The following is a 17,504-nucleotide window of genomic DNA, read 5'->3' as shown; positions in this document are numbered from 1 at the left end:
GGACTATTTGAGTGTTAAAGTAGCGAATAATAGAGACGTTTGACTTTAAAAAGTGCGTTTTAATAGTGCAGTAGATGAAAAGAAGCATCTGTTACTAGCTATAGGATTCGTAGGGAGGATGCTTTTTGGGGGACTTTCGGATTTGAAGTTACATCAGTGTTGAAGAAAAGGGCAACCCATTCAATTCCGATGCATGGATGTTACTCTAGCAATCTATCAATATTTTCTAATAAATTCACCAATAATCAAATCTAAAATTCCAGACTAGCTCAAGTTAAACTCTTTTCCCAATACCTAAAAAAACACGGCCTCCCCCAATGGGCAGACCGTGTTCTTCACGATATCTTATGGTTTACAGAGCGTCTGATTTCAGCAGGTCCGCTTTGTCTGTACGCTCCCAAGGAACATCCAGATCATTGCGGCCGAAATGTCCGTAAGCAGCCGTTTGCTTGTAGATCGGACGGCGCAGATCGAGCTGTTTAATAATTCCCGCCGGGCGCAGGTCAAAATGCTTACGGATCAAATCAACAAGCTTGTCCTCGGCTACTACGCCTGTACCAAATGTATCCACGCTAATGGAAACCGGCTTGGCAACGCCAATAGCATAAGCAAGCTGAACTTCACATTTCTCTGCAAGGCCCGCAGCGACGATATTCTTAGCTACGTAGCGAGCTGCGTAAGCGCCGGAACGGTCGACTTTTGTAGGATCCTTACCGGAGAATGCTCCACCGCCGTGACGTGCATAACCACCGTAAGTATCGACGATAATTTTGCGGCCAGTCAAGCCGGCATCCCCTTGAGGTCCGCCGATTACAAAGCGGCCTGTCGGGTTAATGAAATAGTTCGTATTCTCATCCAGGAATTTCTCTGGAACGATTGGTTTAATAACATGCTCTTTGATGTCCTTCTGGATCTGTTCCAGTGTTACTTCTTCCGCATGTTGAGTCGACACGACAATCGCATCTACACGAACAGGCTTGTCCCCGTCATACTCAATGGTTACTTGAGTCTTACCGTCAGGGCGCAAGTAGTCTAACGTGCCGTTCTTACGAACTTCCGTCAGTCTGCGGGAGAGTTGATGAGCCATCGAAATAGGCAGCGGCATCAATTCTGGAGTTTCGTTAGTTGCGTAACCAAACATAAGACCTTGGTCGCCTGCACCGATTGCTTCGATTTCAGCGTCGCTCATTTGGCCCTCACGAGCCTCGAGAGCTTGGTCAACCCCTTGTGCGATGTCAGGGGATTGTTCGTTAAGGGAAGTCAGTACGGCACATGTCTGGTAGTCAAAACCAAACTTAGCGCGCGTATAACCGATTTCTTTAATCGTTTTACGTGCGATTGCTTGAATATCCACGTACTCGGAACGAGAAGTAATTTCGCCGATGACGAGTACCAAACCGGTAGCTACAGATACCTCACAAGCTACGCGTGCGTTCGGATCGTTCTCCAAAAATGCGTCTAACACCGCATCGGAAATTTGATCGCAAATTTTATCGGGATGACCTTCTGTCACGGACTCGGATGTAAATAAACGTCTGCCGCGTTCTAGTGTCAATGTCACCGACCTCCTACTCCATTATAGTATGTAAAATCAAGTGCGAACTTACACAAAAAATGAACCTTTTCCGTGATGGAAAAGGTTGCTTACTTAACATGACCTTCTTCAAAATATATTACTGTATTTATAAGGGAAAGTCAAACCGGCATAGTCTGGAAACAATCATGAATTATAGCGAAAAAAGAACCTCTTCCGCCTTACGTATTAAGCGGCTTGTAATAGCTCCGCCTACTGCTCCCGAGTCACGTGAGGATATATGTCCCCAGTAATCTTCCTTGATGGAAGCGGCTGGAATGGAACCGAGTTCCGATGCAAATTCAGCATTGAAATCTAAGCTGCTCAAAGCTTGTTTTCCTACAGGAAGGCCCATTTCCGCAGCAATTTCATACTTGAGTAAATCAAGTGCTTTATGGGACTCGGGTACTACTTTTTTATTACTTGCCATTGCTTTTTTCACTCCTCTACATATTGGTACAGGTAGTATCACCTTCTCCTCATAAAAAACGCGGATAAGTTCTTGTCAGCAGGGTTAATTTATGGAGAGAAAAACATATGAAAAAAACACAACAAGCAGTTCGAAATGAACTAACTTGTTGTGTGATATACCCATCATTGCGCCACACGTGTTCCATCGGCATTCTGAACCACATAGCCGCCGCGTACCATTACATATACCTCTGCTGTTTCCTTGAGATCCGGTTTAACACCGCGTCCATCTCTAGGGAAAATAAGCAGGTGATTATTTGTTATAACAGTGCCTACGGCCAAATCCTTACCCGCTGTCACGTCTGGAATCCCATTATCATCACTGCTTACAGCAATCGTCCTGCCCGTGCGGACAATCAGTTCAGCACCTGCATCTGCATAGAGAGTCTGGCCTGATTTCAGAACGACAACTTTCAAATCAGCAGATGAGCCTGGAGAAGTAGTTCCTCCACCGCCATTGTTGGGCAGCTTGGCCACTTCTTGAGCAATAATTTCTCTAACCTTGCTCTCCGTTAAACCTGAATTGTTCCCGCCACCTGTAGATCCTCCAAAATTCTGGACATACTGCTCTAGGTAGCTCTTTGTAACCACTGGATCGTCTACAGAGCCTGGAGTTGGGGCAGCGGCATTAGTAATAGATATCGCAGATACGAAAACCAACAATGTGGTTGTCATTAAGAAATACTTCTTCATGTAAACCACCTCCATATTTGATTTTTTCTAAAAAAAAATAAGAGGGCACTAGGCCCTCTTATTTTTTTACAAATTACTTAGTTACAAGTGTAGTTGTGGAAGTACCGTTAGGAGCAGTTGCTTTGAGTGTGAACTCAATTACATCATTACCAATGTTCAGGGTACCATTAGATCCCAAGGAAACACCATTATCCGTACCATTAGCTTTTGTTACAATACCGCTGATGGAGAAACGAATACCAAGGAAAGCGTCATATTTTTCGATAACATTGGTATCAATTGCTGCGATGTTTGCATCGTAAGCATACTCAATGCCATAGTTGTCTTTTGCTTTCAGTTCCATAGTAGTGTACACATCATTAACATATTTCTTAGCCGACTTAGAAGTCAGAGAAGCTACTGCTACAGCATCATTCTTAACTTTAACAGCCAATGTTTGGTCACTAGACTCACCAGATGCTGTTTTGAAAGTAACAACTACGTTTGCAGTACCTGCTTTGTTACCAACAAGTTTAGCTTTTCCTGCATTGTCAGCATAAACTGCTTTAACTACAGTATTATCGGAAGACGATACCCCTGTAATGAAGTTAGAAGGTACAGCTACAGTCTTACCTGCTGCATCTTTAGCTTCGATAGTTACACTGCGACCCATTTTGCTGTCATAAGCATTTGCTTTATCAGCAGCAGGTGCGCTAGCATTGTCGAGGATTGCAAACAGGTCACTCACAGCAGCAACGTTGTAAGTCAATTTCTCGTCAGCTTTAGCGATAGTTACTTCTCTAGTAACGGAGTCAATTTCGGCACCATTTTTCAAGAGTTTAGTAACAACTTTAATCGTGCCAGTAGCACCTGGTTCTGTTTGAATTGTAAAGCCTTTATTAAAGTCTTCGAACTTAGTGTTGTTATAAGTTGGAGTCAAAGCACTAGCATCTTTATTAACTAATTTAATGCCAGAATTTGTTCCTTCAGTTGTTACTTGGATGCTGTAGTCGCCGTTTGTTACAGAGTTAACAACTTCGCCATTTTGATCTTTAACTTTCAGAATCAGATCTGTTTCAGCACCAGCGATTGCTTTTTGCTTGGACTCAGTCGCTACAGAAAGTGAATCAGCGATACGAGCTTTGTCAATCTTGAAGTTTTTGTTCACATAGCTGTTAACTCCTGGAGCAATAATGGAAACACTGATGTTCATGTATCCATTCTCAAGAGTTGCAGGAATACCAGCAATTCTGATTTTACCTTTGTTCTCACCAGTAAGTTGCAGAGATACACCTTCAACGCTGCTGTTAACTTTGATGATATCAGCATTGTCTACGATTTCTTGCGCTGTAAGAGCATTGCCACTTTCATCAAAAACATTGATTGGGAGGAATTTCTCGCCATCGCCAGCTGATAGACTTCCGCTGAAATCACCGAATTCAACTTTCTTAGCGAATTTGTTTGATTTCACGCTAAGCTTCGTAGTCGCCGAGGATGCACCAGCATAAATAGTAGCTGTGTACTCAGCACTGGAGCTAGCTTTTTCAGTCAGAGAGAATACAACTTTCTCAAATGTTTTCTCAGATACTGTCAGACCTTTTTCGTAAGGTGTAACGATCACGTTCGGTGTGCTGGAAATGTTGCCAGCGTCAACATCAGAGATAATGTTTCCGAATTGATCGTATTGGTAAAGATTTACTGTTGCTGTTTCTCCAACGTTAGCAAGGGTTTTGCTATTGTTGCTGTATACTACATCACTAAGTTCAAGTTTAGTCGCATAAGGAGCAACGTTCACTTTGAAAGTCTTGTCTTTAGCGACACGGGAATCATTGTTAAAGATGTTAACTGGAATTACACCCATACCTTGAGTAAGTCCATTAAGAGATCTTCCGGAAGAATCACGATCATCTACTTTAAGGGTCAGAACCAAAGTTCCATCTTCGTTCTTCTTCAGGCTGTTCTCAACATTGGAAGTGAAAACAGTGTAGTTGCTAGCGGAGAAAGAAGCATTCTCGCCGTATTGGTTACTTGCTTTGATTTTGATACCGACTTTTTTACCGTAAGCGATAGAATCGGAAGTATTCAAGAAATCAATGCTAGTTACTTTCTCATCAGTAGCTTGGAACTCAGCAGTGGATTTGTCAACTGTAGAGGAATCTACACCGGACAAAGTTACACTGTAAGTACCATCGATGATTTTAACGTCTTTCAGAGTAAGTTCAGCAGACTTCTTGTCTTCTGCCCATACTACGTCTGTAGCTACTGCTGCACTTCCTCTTTTCAGAGCCAGTGTAGCTTTAGTTGTATCTACTTCACGGTTAAATTTAACCGATACTTTCTTAATGCCTGTTGCTTTAGCTTCCGTTACGGAAAGCTTCTTGCTAGCGTTAACGACTTGTTGAGCTTGGTACGAAGCTGTTACAAGCAGGTCACGAGTAGCAGGTGTGGAACCGTTGAATGGCTGGCCAGCTGGAGTATCGAACAATTTCAGTTCTTGAGCCATTTGAACATAGCCTTTAGCCCAACCGGATACGGTTTGGTCAGAAACGCCTGGCTTAGCTAGTGCTTCGCTTTCTTTACCAAGACCACGAACCAAGAAAGTAGCAAGCTCTTCTTTAGTTACGTCGCCAGCTGGTACATACTTGCCTTCTTCTTTACCATCAGTAAGACCAGCAACTCTAAGAGCTTCGATGTAAGGAAGCGCGTAACCGTTAGCTGGATCAACACTAGTAGGTTTAACGTCAGTGAAGCTGGAAGTAGTAGCATTGGATTTCAGTTCGAAAACCAGAGCTGCAACTTTAGCGAATTGAGCGCGGTTCATTTTGTCTTTCAGACCGAAGCGGCCTTCTTCAACACCGTCGAAGATACCTGCTTGAATCATCGAATCAAACTTGGCTTTTGTAGCCGCGTCCAGATCTTTAAGATCGGAGAAATCATCTGCTTTAGCACCGAATGCTACGGAAGAAAATACGGATAATGCCATAGCTGTGGAAAGAATAACGGATAAACTTTTTTTCATAACCTTTTTGTCTCCTCCTTGAATATCTTTCGGGTTTTGAGAGTGATTGGGAAATCTAGAGCTCATATTCCTCATTGTTTGATTCACCCCCTTTCCAGAGTTGTAGAGCCTGAAATAGTATAACTAATTCATCTGCAGATCTCATGTCCGCATAGAATCTAGTAACGAGAAAATAATAGATATGTAGACATCTAACACCACTTTAAACATTATACATTGGCGTTATTGCTACGTAAAGAAGAATTTTGAGAAATGATTCCAGAAAACCGCAATGTTTAGGGGCCTTCTTGCTCTTCCAATGTATTAAACGAACGGTTTCGGAAAAAGTTGCGGTTGTTGCGATTTTTTTTGAAATTATTTTGTAACTTCTTATGTATTATAGCTTGGAATTATTAGGCATGTCCAATTTCACTGCATTAAGCGGGTTTTCTACTATATATAGAGATACGACCGCACACTGTGCACGGCCGTATCTTCCATAATAATCCTTACTTCGTACCCATAACTCGTGATGCCACAATAGCTGCCTCTGCTCTTGTGAAGGTTTCCAGCGGATCGAAACGCACGGTTTCTTTTTTCTGGCCTTCAATAAGAACGTTAGGTTTGCCTTCAATATACTTCTTCTTGAATACCGCTTCTACGGCCGGACGTGCATAATAGTCAATGGCGCTGCCATCCGTAAAGGTCTTCTGCAGGCTGCTCAAAGTCTTATTCGCGTCCGTTGCAAGCTTCAAATCAGCGGCGCGTGCAATCATGACCGCCATATCTTGACGGGTAATAGAGCTATCCGGACTGAAACGGTTGCCGGCAGTACCACGAATGATACCGGCGCGAGCTGCTGTCTCAATGTACTTATAATCATACAGTCCGTAGAGATTCTCGACTTTGAACACGTCAATAAACGTTGGTGTCCCTCCGTAGTTCAGCGGTAGATCAAAGATACGGACGAGCATCGTCGCGAACTCACCGCGGGAAATCGGCTCATTCGGACTAAACGAGTAATTTGTCTTGCTGTTCATAATTCCTTTGGAGAATAACATCTCCAGTTCATTTCTTGCCCACGGGTGACCCGTTAGATCATCGAATCCTTTGTCCATATACATAACTTGATAGTAGCCGAATTTCTCGAAAGGCACAGTAATGGTGTTGCTGCCCGTATTCACTGTACCACCGAGATTAACCCATCCGCGGCCAGTCAAAGTGTTGTACTGCTCATACGTATCAAAGAAGAAGACCGAAATATATTTGCCGGCATCATCACGGATAGAAGGATCAAACTTAAGCGTTAAAGTACCGCGTTTAGTAGGAACTACTGTTTGATCGACTGAGCGTGTAAAGAAATTAGTCTTTGGATCGTATGGCTCAATACCTCTACCTTGCAGAGCATAGCTTAAATAGTCTTCTGGAGTTTGTGCGCTTGATTTCTCATTAATCACACCCGCATCCACATAATACAACTTGCTCGCCGTGCTAAAGTTATCAGACTTGCCTTTGACAGCCAAGCGAGATTTCGCATAATCGTTAGGGAATTGATTGTGAATGGAGAACTTGTCCACTCGTCCGTCAATGCTATCCGCAATACCGAAATACAATTTGCGGTCCGCAGTAATATACTCTTTGTTATCAAATGTAGGCTTATAACGTTTAAGTTTCGTGTCTTTATCAAATTTCAGCTGGAGTCCGCCGTCAAACACTTTGAAGCTGGAACCCATGTCATCCAGATATTGTGCGCCTGCAACTGGCGTATTCGTATTAAAGAGTACGATACTTCCGCTTGTTTTGGTGCTGCCCCGGTTAACAGTAAATTTGACTGTGTTCTTGCCAGCCTTAAGATCTCTCACTTCATAAGTAAAGCGATCGACTTCCAAACCGTTTTCATACAAAGTCTCTTTATCCGCTTTTTCTTTACCGAAAACAACACTATCCGCTTTCTCAGCGTCAATCACAATTTTGGTAAAGTTACTATTAATATTGGCTTGGTATTCATGCTTTTCATTCTCGATCAATACCGGCTCTTTAATGACATAGGCCAGTGGCTCTCTAGCGATGGTAACGGTCTTGGACACGCTCATATTCGCTTGGTTGGTAACCGTGAACTGGAATGTCATCTCGCCTCTTTCCGGAAGGGCGATAGCATTGGTCGTGAAGTCTACCCCCGAAGATGGCAAGCTTGTGAAGAATCCACCCGACACTGATGTGCTAGATCCAGTCGTTGAGCTCCAAGTATGGTAATCGTTTTTGGGATTGCCGTCTTTATCTTTGGAGTACACGTTCAGGGAAACGGTCACATTGCCTGCATTCGTATTAAAATATTTACCATTTAATTGAACAGTGCGCTCTGTAGTTGCATACATATCCGGCTTCTGAGCTTTTGGAAACTTAGTTTTGCCGGCTGTATCTTCCTTGGGCAGGAATAGAACAACTTCAGGAGCTTCAGCCGTTATCAAGTTAACATTATAGACAGCCCGGCTGATTAATGAATTGTTAACATACATATAGAACTTGATCTGGTTAGCTCCCTCGCTAAACAATTGAGCTGCTGTAATTCCGTATTTTGCCGCTAATTTGGTCAATTCAAATTTGAATTGACGATTAGCATCAAAATCTGCTGCCTGAAGCTCGATCATTTTGTCATTTACGTAAAGCTCAACTTTATTGCCTGCTCCAGTTGGAAGGTAGTTGACCGCTTTACCGGAAAGACATCCTACTGTTGTTCCACAAGTGAGCTGATCCACACCACGGATCGTAATCCCTGTGTTGCCGGGACTGGAAATTTGATTGGCAATAATGTAAGGTGCATTGTTGATTTGGATGCTATACTCCCGGCTGCCGTTCTCAACTGGAATCCCCGCTGCATCTACCGGCAGGAATTTCAACTGTTTTTGCCCGTCTGTTATGTTCTCTAGTTTGTAAATAAACTCGTTGTTCCCTGGGTTAGAGATTTCAGAAACTTGTTTGTTATCGAGCAGGACTCTAATTTTAGCTGTATGAGCATTCGTTAAAATTTTCATTTCTACTGGCAGCTCATTTATTTCCGTCGTCGCGAGCTCAGACAAGGACGTATAAATATTCTGATTCGTTGCCGCATCTTTACCCGTTACCATAGCAACATCCGTTACACCGGCTTCGCTCGGATTAGTGTAGCTGAAAGTGTAAGCAGAAGACGCCGTTCCGGCTACTCCCAGTGAATCTTTAAAAATAAACTGAACTTGCTGAGGGTTGCGGATTGCTGTCCATTCAGACACCCCGGCTACATTCAGATCAAGAGTAAGGTTGAATACATCGTACTCGTTCTTCAGGCCTGTTCCTTTACCGAACTGCTTAACAGCGCCCCCGACTGAGGAAGATGGTGTGTTAAGATCCAGGTTAGCTGCAACCTGGTTACCATTCACCATGATATCCACCAAGTTATAACGAAGAGATGTAGGTGCATTCGTTCCATCTCTGTTGTAGTCTACTTTAAGGTTTGTTTTGAGTGTTAACTCTTTAACATCGAAGTTTGGTTTGTTTAACAGAGATTCCGTTTGTCCTGCGCTGGTTTTCCCCATTTCCACACCAAAAGCAAACGGCTGGCCATTGTCGTAGACGAAACGCTTCTCCGTCTGGTAGGAATTCGAATCATTGCTCGAATCAAAAACGATCCGGTTATCCCCGGCTTTCAGACAGATCTCGCCAGTGGACCCACAGCTGCCTGCTGCGTCGCCGCCACGGAAATACACCATACCTTCGCTGCGGTTCAGGATACCAAGCTTCGCATTGGCGCTGCCCGACTCGTAAGCTTTAACTTGATTGGCATTGGAAGCCTTCGCTTTAATATCTACCGCGGTGACTCCCATTCTGATGTTATTGCGGTCTACCGGATAGATTTTACCGTCCACAAGGTTTTCGTTGTTGATTGTAAAATCGGTCAGGTTCGTTGTAGGCGTATAGTAGATCCAGCCGGGTGCCGAAGAAAGCTGGTTGGTATCGCCCATTTTGATAACAATGCGGTTAAGACCCTCTGATAGTGTAATGTTCGTAAAGGTAATTTCATTAGCGCTTGTCAGTGAAGGTTTGTGAGACTTTTCTATCGTAACTTGCTTTGTATTTACATTCGTGATTTCGTAATAAATTGTAGGGATTTGTGATTCACTGATGTTAGAAATACTTGCTTTTAAAGTAAAAGGATTGCGAGTTACACGGGTTACATTGTTGTAATCCTCAGGAGCTTCCTTTTCCGTGCCGAAGTTAACGGTCTTATTGTACATATTCGTTATGGAAATGGTCGAAGCCGCATACGCCGTAAGGGGCGGAAGCAGACTGATCAACATGGCGAACATCATCACGACGCTAAGCCATTTGCGGGATTTCATTTTCAAAATAACTCCTCCTTATATAAATAGGTTCTAATCGACGGTTAGTATGAAAAGGCACTGCTTTTAAGGGGCCTCCTTCCAATTCAAAGCAAATAAGCCGTCTTTAAATAAAGTAGTCGTACTTTAAATATCGGTATGCCTTTCTGAAAAGTTTAGGTGTTTATCAGTATTTGGAAATTTAAACCCATCAAAAAAGCCACCCCGCAACGGAGTGGCCTTCTCATATAAGAAATCATGTACTTATTTTAGGAAAGAAATATTAGAGCGGTTGCTTAGCCTTACCAACAGATATAGACTATCTAAAAATTTACTTGCAGGTCATCTTTATAAGGTCCCTATCACTTCGGCAAGCGGCTGTTGAAACTTGTTGATTTAACACCCAGCTTCTGCAAGAACCGGATAACCGGCTTTTTGCTGCTGCTGATAATTCCGATAGCCTCTGCACCTACCACTAGAACAAACAGCAGAATGGCTACAATCAGAACCGTTAACCACGCGGAATCATTGTAATTGTTCAAGACAATTGCTACTCCGCCAAACATAGCAGCGATGCCGTAAATAATCAACACGGTCGTCCGGTGGCTAAATCCAAGCTGCAGCAGGCAGTGGTGCAAGTGGTTCTTATCTGCTTCAGAAATCGGCTTCTTGTTCAGGAAGCGGCGCATGATAGCAAAGAAAGTATCCGAAAGCGGCACACCCAAGATCATAATCGGTGTCAGCAAGGAGAGTACGACCGATACTTTAAATCCGAGGATAGAAAGTGTGGCCAGTGCGAAACCCAAGAACAGCGCTCCCGAATCACCCATAAAAATCTTGGCAGGATGGAAGTTGTAGAACAGAAAACCCGTAATACTTCCAAGTAAAATGGTACATAACAGCACGACCGTAACCGCATCGCTGAATGGCGTCAGCAGCGCGAGAATAAGAATCGTCCCTGTTCCGATTCCAGAAACACCAGCCGAGAGACCGTCAAGTCCATCGATCAGATTGACGGCATTCGAAACGCCTACAATCCATAGGACAGTCAAAGGCATGCTGATGTAATCGGGTAAAGACACATGTCCGCCGAACGGGATATTGAATTCATTAATTTTCAAACCAAAAGCAACTACGATACAGGCCGCAATAATCTGTCCAAGCAGCTTCCACTTAGGCGAAAGCTCAAAGCGGTCATCCAGAGCTCCTGTAATTACAATGACCAATCCGCCAATCACGAGTGCAAGCGCCGCATTGGCATTCACTCCTGAAAGTGCCGGAGATATTACAAAGAAAGCCCCTACAAATGCCAGGAATATAGCTACTCCGCCCATCCGCGCCATAATCTTGGTATGTACTTTCCGGTGGTTAGGTTTATCCGTGGCACCGACCCAGAAAGCAAACCGTTTGACCAGCGGTGTTAACAACAGTGCGAAAAGGCAGGATACAACAAAGCCCAGCACATATAATACATTCATAATCGGTTTTTCAACCCCTCTTATTGCGAGTAACTTGTACTGATTGTTCTGCCGATCAAATTATACTTCTACTCGAGTGAGAACGCTAATCTCAATTTCATCTCAATTTAGCGTCCAGCAGCCAATTTTCATCGCTTTTCAACGGTTTTTAACACATTTTCTTTGTCTCGAACCACTTTCATTACAAATTGCGGAAGAACCATCATTCTTCCAAGCCTCGAAGGCTCTTGCAGCAGCCGGTAAAACCATTCTAATTTAAGCTTCTGGAACAATTTAGGGGCTCTTTTAAGCTTCCCTGCAAAAACATCAAAACTCCCGCCTACACCCATTATAACAGGAACGGCCAACCCCTGCTTATGTTTCGAAATCCATGGTTCCTGAGTCGAAGCCGAACGCCCGACGAGTAGAATATCAGGCTCAAGGGCCCTGATCTGAGCAACGACCGCTTCGTCTTCCTCTTCTCCGAAAAATCCGTCACGAAACCCGACAATATCAATCAGTGGATACTGCCGCGCAAGCTTGCCCGCCGCAGCCGCTATCGTCTCCCGGGTCGTTCCGAGCATATAAACTTTCCATCTCCGGGCTTCGCCGGTTCTCATCAGTTCATGAATAAGATCGATGCCCGGAACTCGTTCCGATACCGGCTGGCCTACATATTTGGTAGCCCAAACAAGCCCGTTCCCGTCTGGAACAATCAGATCCGCAGCATGCATCATCCGCATGTAACCCGGATCTTGAAGAGCAGCCATGATCATGATCGGATTCGCCGTAATGACATGGTGCGGCCGGCGAGATTCTATTGCTTTAGTTAAGTAGGTTACCGTGTCTTGCATGTTCATCTTGGAAACGGGAACGCCGTATACCCGAACAATCGGCACCATTGCGTTATCGTTAGCAGTCATTGGTCTCATCCCTCTTAACGGTAATATTGCACGATTTGTTGCGCCGGCTGCTGAGCTTCCTGCTTCAGCCGGTCAATGGCGGCCTTCTTCTCGGCCGCCCAAGCCCCGCGCCCGTCGAGCAGCCTCTCGATCTCGGCGGCTACAGCCGCCGGGTCGAATTGCTTCGTCGACGCGGCCGCAACCATTCCGAGCCTCGCGAGGAATTGATCGATCTTAGGGTCGTAGGACACGCCGACCATCGGAACAAACTGCGAGGCGGCATAGATCAGCGAATGCAATCTCATGCCGACGAGCACATCGCAGGCGCTCACCTCGGCGAGCATGTCCTGCGGATGCGTGACGCCGCTGACAATGCGGACGTCTTGCCCTTCGCCCTGCGGGCCGATCCGATCCGCCACGTAAGCGGATGCTTCCTCGTCCGAAGGGAGGTGAAACGGCAGCAGGCGCACCTGGACTTGGCGCCTGCTCATCAGGACGCGCAGCGCTTCTGCCAGCGCGTCCAGCTCGGAGCGGTCCGTGTTCCAGTAACGGACCGATACGCCGATGACGGGAACCGCTGATCTTGCGCCGTCATCGGATGTTGGTGCCGCCCTGCCGGCAGTTAGTGGCGACTGATGGACGGAGGAGCTGTCGCTCTCCGCCCCACCCGCCTCCGCCGAGCGCAGCGGAAGCCCCATCACCGGGTCCGGTACAACCCGGACGGACGAGGCCGGCACGCCCATGGTGCCGAGCAGCTCTGCGGATTCCTGGTCTCGCACCGAAATTATGGCACATTTCTTAAATGTAGAGCGGATCCAGGAATAGAAGCGGCGATTGTTCACGGGACCGACACCTTGCGAATAAATAAACGTCGGTTTGCGGAGCCACTGGGCCAATTTAAGAACCAGCAGGTAGTACGGGATCGTGCGCGAGCTCGTCGCATCCTGCAGCAGGCTCCCGCCTCCGCTGATGAGCCCGTCCGAAGAACGGATCGCCCCGAATAAATCCGGGATCTTCATACGGTGTACCGCCTCGACTCCGTACATTTCGGTAGTCCTCTGAGGATTAGCTGACAGAACGACCGGCTGAATGCGTACACCAGCCGCTTCACCCTGTTCTTGCAGCGCAAGCAGGATAGACTGCAGCACAGCCTCATCTCCGCTGTTATCGAAGCCGTAATAACCGGAGAGAACTACCCTTTTACCGCTGCGCGGCGTTTGGCTGCCCATGCTTTCCAACTCCTTGTGACGATTTCCCAGGCTGCAATCAGCAGCAAGCCGATGATGAGTCCGAACACAATTCCATACACGACACGAATGCCTGAAATGTGAAGCGGGGTGTGCAGATGTGCGAATGTATCCACAATGGACAGCTGCCCGATTACACCGATCAGAAGCAGGTACACCGCATTCCGGTATTTTACCGTGAGATACGCACCGAACAAGAAGAGCGGGTGCGACAACAGGAATTCTTTCGTCCGCGGACGAACACCCAGAGTATTCTCCAGGAATGAACGGAAATAACGTTCAAACGGCGAAGCTTGTCCTTCATTACCTGTTCGTGAGAGGTAGTAGAAAATAACAGCGGCACCTGCTGCAGCTACAACTACCCATAAAACGCTGATATTGGCTTTAAGGAGCTTCTTAACCTGCTCCCCGCGCTGCTGGTAGTTAAGCTTTTCGCGGAAGAAGAGCAGATAGAGCCCTACGATTGCGATCGGGAGCAAATGCAGTAGACTTACTCCTCTGAACTGCTGCATAACCAGGAAATAAGAAATATGATTCAGCAGGCCCACAACGTACACGACACCGATCAATGAGATCAGGGTAGTCTTGACTAATTGAACGATCGCATAGAGCACAGCTGATTTGGCCCGGGCTGCCCTCCCTGCTTGTACGGAACGAATCGCCTCAATGACTGCGATACTCGGAGCGGCGATTGATGTGCCCAAAGCGAGTGCTTGAGCATACAGACTTGGTGACAAGAAATACAAGCCTGATGCGCCAATAAGACCTAGAACAAACAAAAGCAGTGACGCTTCGGGTATAAAATACCCCAGCAGCAAAACAATGAGGCTGATGCTGCCAAGCAGCATAAAGAATCTTGCGATATTCTGATAGCTGTTATAGCTATAGTCGAATTTTTGGGCAGGAGCTACAGTAAAACCTGCTTCTTCTATACGCTTAATGGCTCCATCTGGCCCATTCAAACTTTCATAGATAGCGTCCAAAGGTGTTATAATCGCACCTTTTTCCAGATTCTTAACAGCTCTGCCGTTCAGGAAAATCATACGGATGTTGCGGTCCTTGACGGCCAGTACGATCCGGTCCGCCGTTTGTTGAATTCGCGCTTCCCTATCTTCTTTGACGAGACTTTCGGTCAATTTCTCCCCATCTTTCTCGGTAAAGGAGTGGAGGCGCACTACATTGTAGCCTGTTTCTTCGGCAAGAACGCCAAAGCCTTTCTGAGGCTGCTTCAGCATCTCAATATTGGCTAAGCCCATGTCGTATTTCGCGAGTAAAATACCCATTTTGTGAAGCTGGACTTGTTTGGGATCGTCGGAGAATCCCGGGGCGTAGTCACCATCAATCAGTAAGCGGCGAACCCCCATTTTGTATAAATTAGCAAGCAGAGCATCCATTTCATTCGTTACAAACTCACGTTTGTTGCCGAGTCGGACGACAATACGGAAACCGTGATCCTTCAGCAATTCAAGCGTAATCGGATCCGGATCCATCGGTTTCAGATTAGCTTCTTCCATATTCATTTCGATGATTAGGCCCGGTTGGTTTTTAAAATCCCAAGGGCTTGTCTTCACGTTAAGCTTAGCAAACGTGTTCTCGATCATCGGCTTTATTTTCGCTTCGGAAGAAGGATCCGTAAACAAAATGTACGTAAAGTTTTCATTTGGCGAAATAGGCTTTTGTGTCAGCGAGGTGGCCTCACGTGAGGAGAACACTTCGATCCGCCTGCTCAGCCTAAGTTCAGACAGGGTGGATTCATACACGGCCAGTGACCCAATGCCAGCCTGCTTCATTGCCTGTAGCTGCTGCAGAACGAATCCCTGCGGATTCGGACGCACGTCCGACATCTCCAGTAAGTCGCGATAATCGAATACAAATTCAACCTGGTTCGACGAGGTTTCCGTCTCTTGACGGAAGAACGCAAGCGGCAGAGAAGCCAAAAGCCCCACAATGACAAACCACCACAATAGCTTGCGCAGCATCCGGTTTGCCGCATTATATCCGTGCATCAATCTGTTCACTCCGTTTCATGATTCCTGCTTCAATTACACTTGAAAACCTCTCCGGTATCCGGCATTCCAAAAAATGCAGGGCCCGAGAGAGGTTTCGCTATTATTGTTCTACTCTGCTGAGTACGAAGCGGACCAATTGATCCAGCTTCTCAGCGGACTCTTCTCCGGTCGTACCTTTTACGGCAAAATAAAATTTAATCTTAGGTTCGGTTCCGGATGGACGCAGGCAGAACCATGAGCCATCCTTCATGATGAATTTCAAAACATTTTCCTTAGGCAATCCTTGAATACCTTTGCTGTAATCCTCAACTTCAGCGACTTCGATTCCTTCAATGACTTCCGGCGGGTTGGCTCTCCAGTCTTCCATCATACGACCGATTTGTTCCACGCCATCTTTTCCTTTAAGCGTCTTGGATTCCAGCTTCTCCAGAAAGTACCCGTGCGTGCGGTACAACTCTTGAAGCACATCATACAGCGTCTTGCCTTGGCTCTTGTAATAAGCGGCCGCTTCACAAATCAGCATAGCTGCAACGATGGCATCCTTATCACGGGCATAAGTGCCTGCCAGATATCCGTAGCTTTCCTCATAACCGAATAAGAATTGATACTCGCCTGTGGATTCGAATTCGGTCATTTTTTCACCGATATATTTAAATCCGGTCAGCGTGTTAAGAACCTTCGCTCCGTAGCTTTCCGCAATCACCGCACCCATTTCACTGGTTACGATTGTTTTGATGACAACACCATTAGCAGGCAGTTCACCGCGTTCTTGCAGAGAACCCAACAAGTAATTGACGATAATCGCACCGGATTGGTTGCCCGTCAGCACGAAATAATCCCCTTTATCGTCTTTGACGACAGCTCCCATGCGGTCAGCATCCGGATCTGTACCGACAATAATATCGGCGTTAGTCTCTCTGGCAACCTGAAGGGCCAGCGTAAAAGCTTCACGCTCCTCCGGATTGGGCGATTTCACGGTAGAGAAGTTGCTGTCCGGGTGTTCCTGCTCCTTGACAATATGCACCTGCTCAAAACCTATCCGTCCCAGTGCTTCGCGTACCGGCTTATTGCCCGTACCGTGCAGAGGAGTAAATACAATGCGGAAATCTCCGCTTGTCTGCTTCACAATTTCAGGATGCTGGCTTACCGACGTAACCGCCGCCAAGTATTTCTCATCCATCTCGCTGCCCAGCCATTCCAGCAGGCCCTTCTCCTCCGCTTCACTCCGGGAAATTTTCTTCACCCCGTCAAAGCCTTCAATCTTTTGGATATTGGCAAGCACTTCCGCCGCATCCTGCGGAACCAGCTGCCCGCCGTCTGCCCCGTATACTTTGTACCCGTTGTATTCAGGCGGATTGTGGCTGGCCGTGACAACGACACCTGCAGAAGCGTTCAGTTCCCGAACGGCGAAGGACAGCTCGGGAGTCGGACGCAGCGATTCAAACACATAGGCCTTAACACCGTTACCGGCAAGTACTAAAGCAGCTTCCAGCGCGAATTCCGGAGAGCGATGGCGGGAGTCATAAGCAATGACAACCGAAGGGTTCGCCACCCCTTGATTTAATGCGAACTCCGCTAATGCTTGGGTCGCTTTTCCTACCGTGTATATGTTCATCCGGTTCGTGCCTGCGCCAATAACGCCGCGTAATCCACCGGTTCCGAATTCCAAATCTTTATAAAAGCGATCCTCGATTTCTTTGGCTTGTTCGGCGATTGAAATCAATTCTTTTTTGGTCTCTTCATCAATAGCTGGATCCTGCACCCATTTTTCATAAAGCTCATGCACACGAGTCATTCGTTATCGTCCCCTTATTTAAAATGAT

At 46.1% G+C, this 17,504-nt stretch carries 10 protein-coding genes; all 10 read right to left on the bottom strand.

Translation table 11 applies throughout. The features are described from left to right. Nucleotides 1-352 precede the first annotated feature (352 nt). The 10 genes from metK to EDM21_RS18700 all read right to left on the bottom strand — a co-directional run bounded on the left by metK (nt 353) and on the right by EDM21_RS18700 (nt 17,476). Nucleotides 353-1,555 (bottom strand): methionine adenosyltransferase, encoded by a 1,203-nt coding sequence (gene metK / locus EDM21_RS18745; RefSeq protein WP_157337985.1) that lies wholly within the window; start codon nt 1,553-1,555, stop codon nt 353-355. 172 nt (nt 1,556-1,727) lie between these two features. Next, nucleotides 1,728-2,003, bottom strand: coding sequence for an alpha/beta-type small acid-soluble spore protein (locus EDM21_RS18740; RefSeq protein ID WP_157337984.1), 276 nt, complete (start codon nt 2,001-2,003; stop codon nt 1,728-1,730). A 164-nt stretch (nt 2,004-2,167) separates the two neighbouring features. Next, nucleotides 2,168-2,737 carry a hypothetical protein gene (locus tag EDM21_RS18735; RefSeq protein WP_157337983.1) on the bottom strand — a complete coding sequence of 190 codons (570 nt, stop codon included), beginning with the start codon at nt 2,735-2,737 and terminating at the stop codon, nt 2,168-2,170. Between the two features lie 73 nt (nt 2,738-2,810). After that, nucleotides 2,811-5,735, bottom strand: a complete 2,925-nt coding sequence (locus EDM21_RS18730; protein WP_235918269.1) for an S-layer homology domain-containing protein — start codon at nt 5,733-5,735, stop codon at nt 2,811-2,813. A gap of 488 nt (nt 5,736-6,223) precedes the next feature. Continuing rightward, nucleotides 6,224-10,087, bottom strand: a complete 3,864-nt coding sequence (locus EDM21_RS18725) for an S-layer homology domain-containing protein (RefSeq protein WP_235918273.1) — start codon at nt 10,085-10,087, stop codon at nt 6,224-6,226. Between the two features lie 341 nt (nt 10,088-10,428). Next, nucleotides 10,429-11,544: a glycosyltransferase family 4 protein gene (locus tag EDM21_RS18720; protein WP_157337980.1), complete on the bottom strand. Its 1,116-nt coding sequence runs from the start codon at nt 11,542-11,544 to the stop codon at nt 10,429-10,431. Between the two features lie 128 nt (nt 11,545-11,672). Beyond that, on the bottom strand, nt 11,673-12,446 hold the full coding sequence (locus EDM21_RS18715) for a WecB/TagA/CpsF family glycosyltransferase (RefSeq protein WP_157337979.1): 774 nt from the start codon (nt 12,444-12,446) through the stop codon (nt 11,673-11,675). Between the two features lie 14 nt (nt 12,447-12,460). Beyond that, nucleotides 12,461-13,654 carry a polysaccharide pyruvyl transferase CsaB gene (gene csaB, locus EDM21_RS18710; RefSeq protein ID WP_157337978.1) on the bottom strand — a complete coding sequence of 398 codons (1,194 nt, stop codon included), beginning with the start codon at nt 13,652-13,654 and terminating at the stop codon, nt 12,461-12,463. Beyond that, nucleotides 13,618-15,690, bottom strand: a complete 2,073-nt coding sequence (locus EDM21_RS18705) for a DUF5693 family protein (RefSeq protein ID WP_338044020.1) — start codon at nt 15,688-15,690, stop codon at nt 13,618-13,620. The genes csaB and EDM21_RS18705 overlap by 37 nt, the downstream gene beginning before the upstream one ends. Nucleotides 15,691-15,781: 91 nt before the next feature. After that, nucleotides 15,782-17,476, bottom strand: coding sequence for a phospho-sugar mutase (locus EDM21_RS18700; protein WP_157337977.1), 1,695 nt, complete (start codon nt 17,474-17,476; stop codon nt 15,782-15,784). Nucleotides 17,477-17,504 lie beyond the last annotated feature (28 nt).

The sequence above is a fragment of the Paenibacillus lutrae genome, assembly GCF_009757775.1.
GTDB classification, from domain to species: domain Bacteria; phylum Bacillota; class Bacilli; order Paenibacillales; family NBRC-103111; genus Paenibacillus_F; species Paenibacillus_F lutrae.
The sequence above is the reverse complement of the archived record's forward strand: the minus strand, read 5'-3'. Positions and strand labels throughout refer to the sequence as shown.

What these genes read in the sequence shown, in the direction of transcription:
- EDM21_RS18740 (WP_157337984.1), bottom strand. Translation starts at nt 2,003, where the DNA reads ATGGCAAGTAATAAAAAAGTAGTACCCGAGTCCCATAAAGCACTTGAT.
- EDM21_RS18735 (WP_157337983.1), bottom strand. Translation starts at nt 2,737, where the DNA reads ATGAAGAAGTATTTCTTAATGACAACCACATTGTTGGTTTTCGTATCT.
- EDM21_RS18730 (WP_235918269.1), bottom strand. Translation starts at nt 5,735, where the DNA reads ATGAAAAAAAGTTTATCCGTTATTCTTTCCACAGCTATGGCATTATCC.
- EDM21_RS18725 (WP_235918273.1), bottom strand. Translation starts at nt 10,087, where the DNA reads ATGAAATCCCGCAAATGGCTTAGCGTCGTGATGATGTTCGCCATGTTG.
- EDM21_RS18720 (WP_157337980.1), bottom strand. Translation starts at nt 11,544, where the DNA reads ATGAATGTATTATATGTGCTGGGCTTTGTTGTATCCTGCCTTTTCGCA.
- EDM21_RS18715 (WP_157337979.1), bottom strand. Translation starts at nt 12,446, where the DNA reads ATGACTGCTAACGATAACGCAATGGTGCCGATTGTTCGGGTATACGGC.
- csaB (WP_157337978.1), bottom strand. Translation starts at nt 13,654, where the DNA reads ATGGGCAGCCAAACGCCGCGCAGCGGTAAAAGGGTAGTTCTCTCCGGT.
- EDM21_RS18700 (WP_157337977.1), bottom strand. Translation starts at nt 17,476, where the DNA reads ATGACTCGTGTGCATGAGCTTTATGAAAAATGGGTGCAGGATCCAGCT.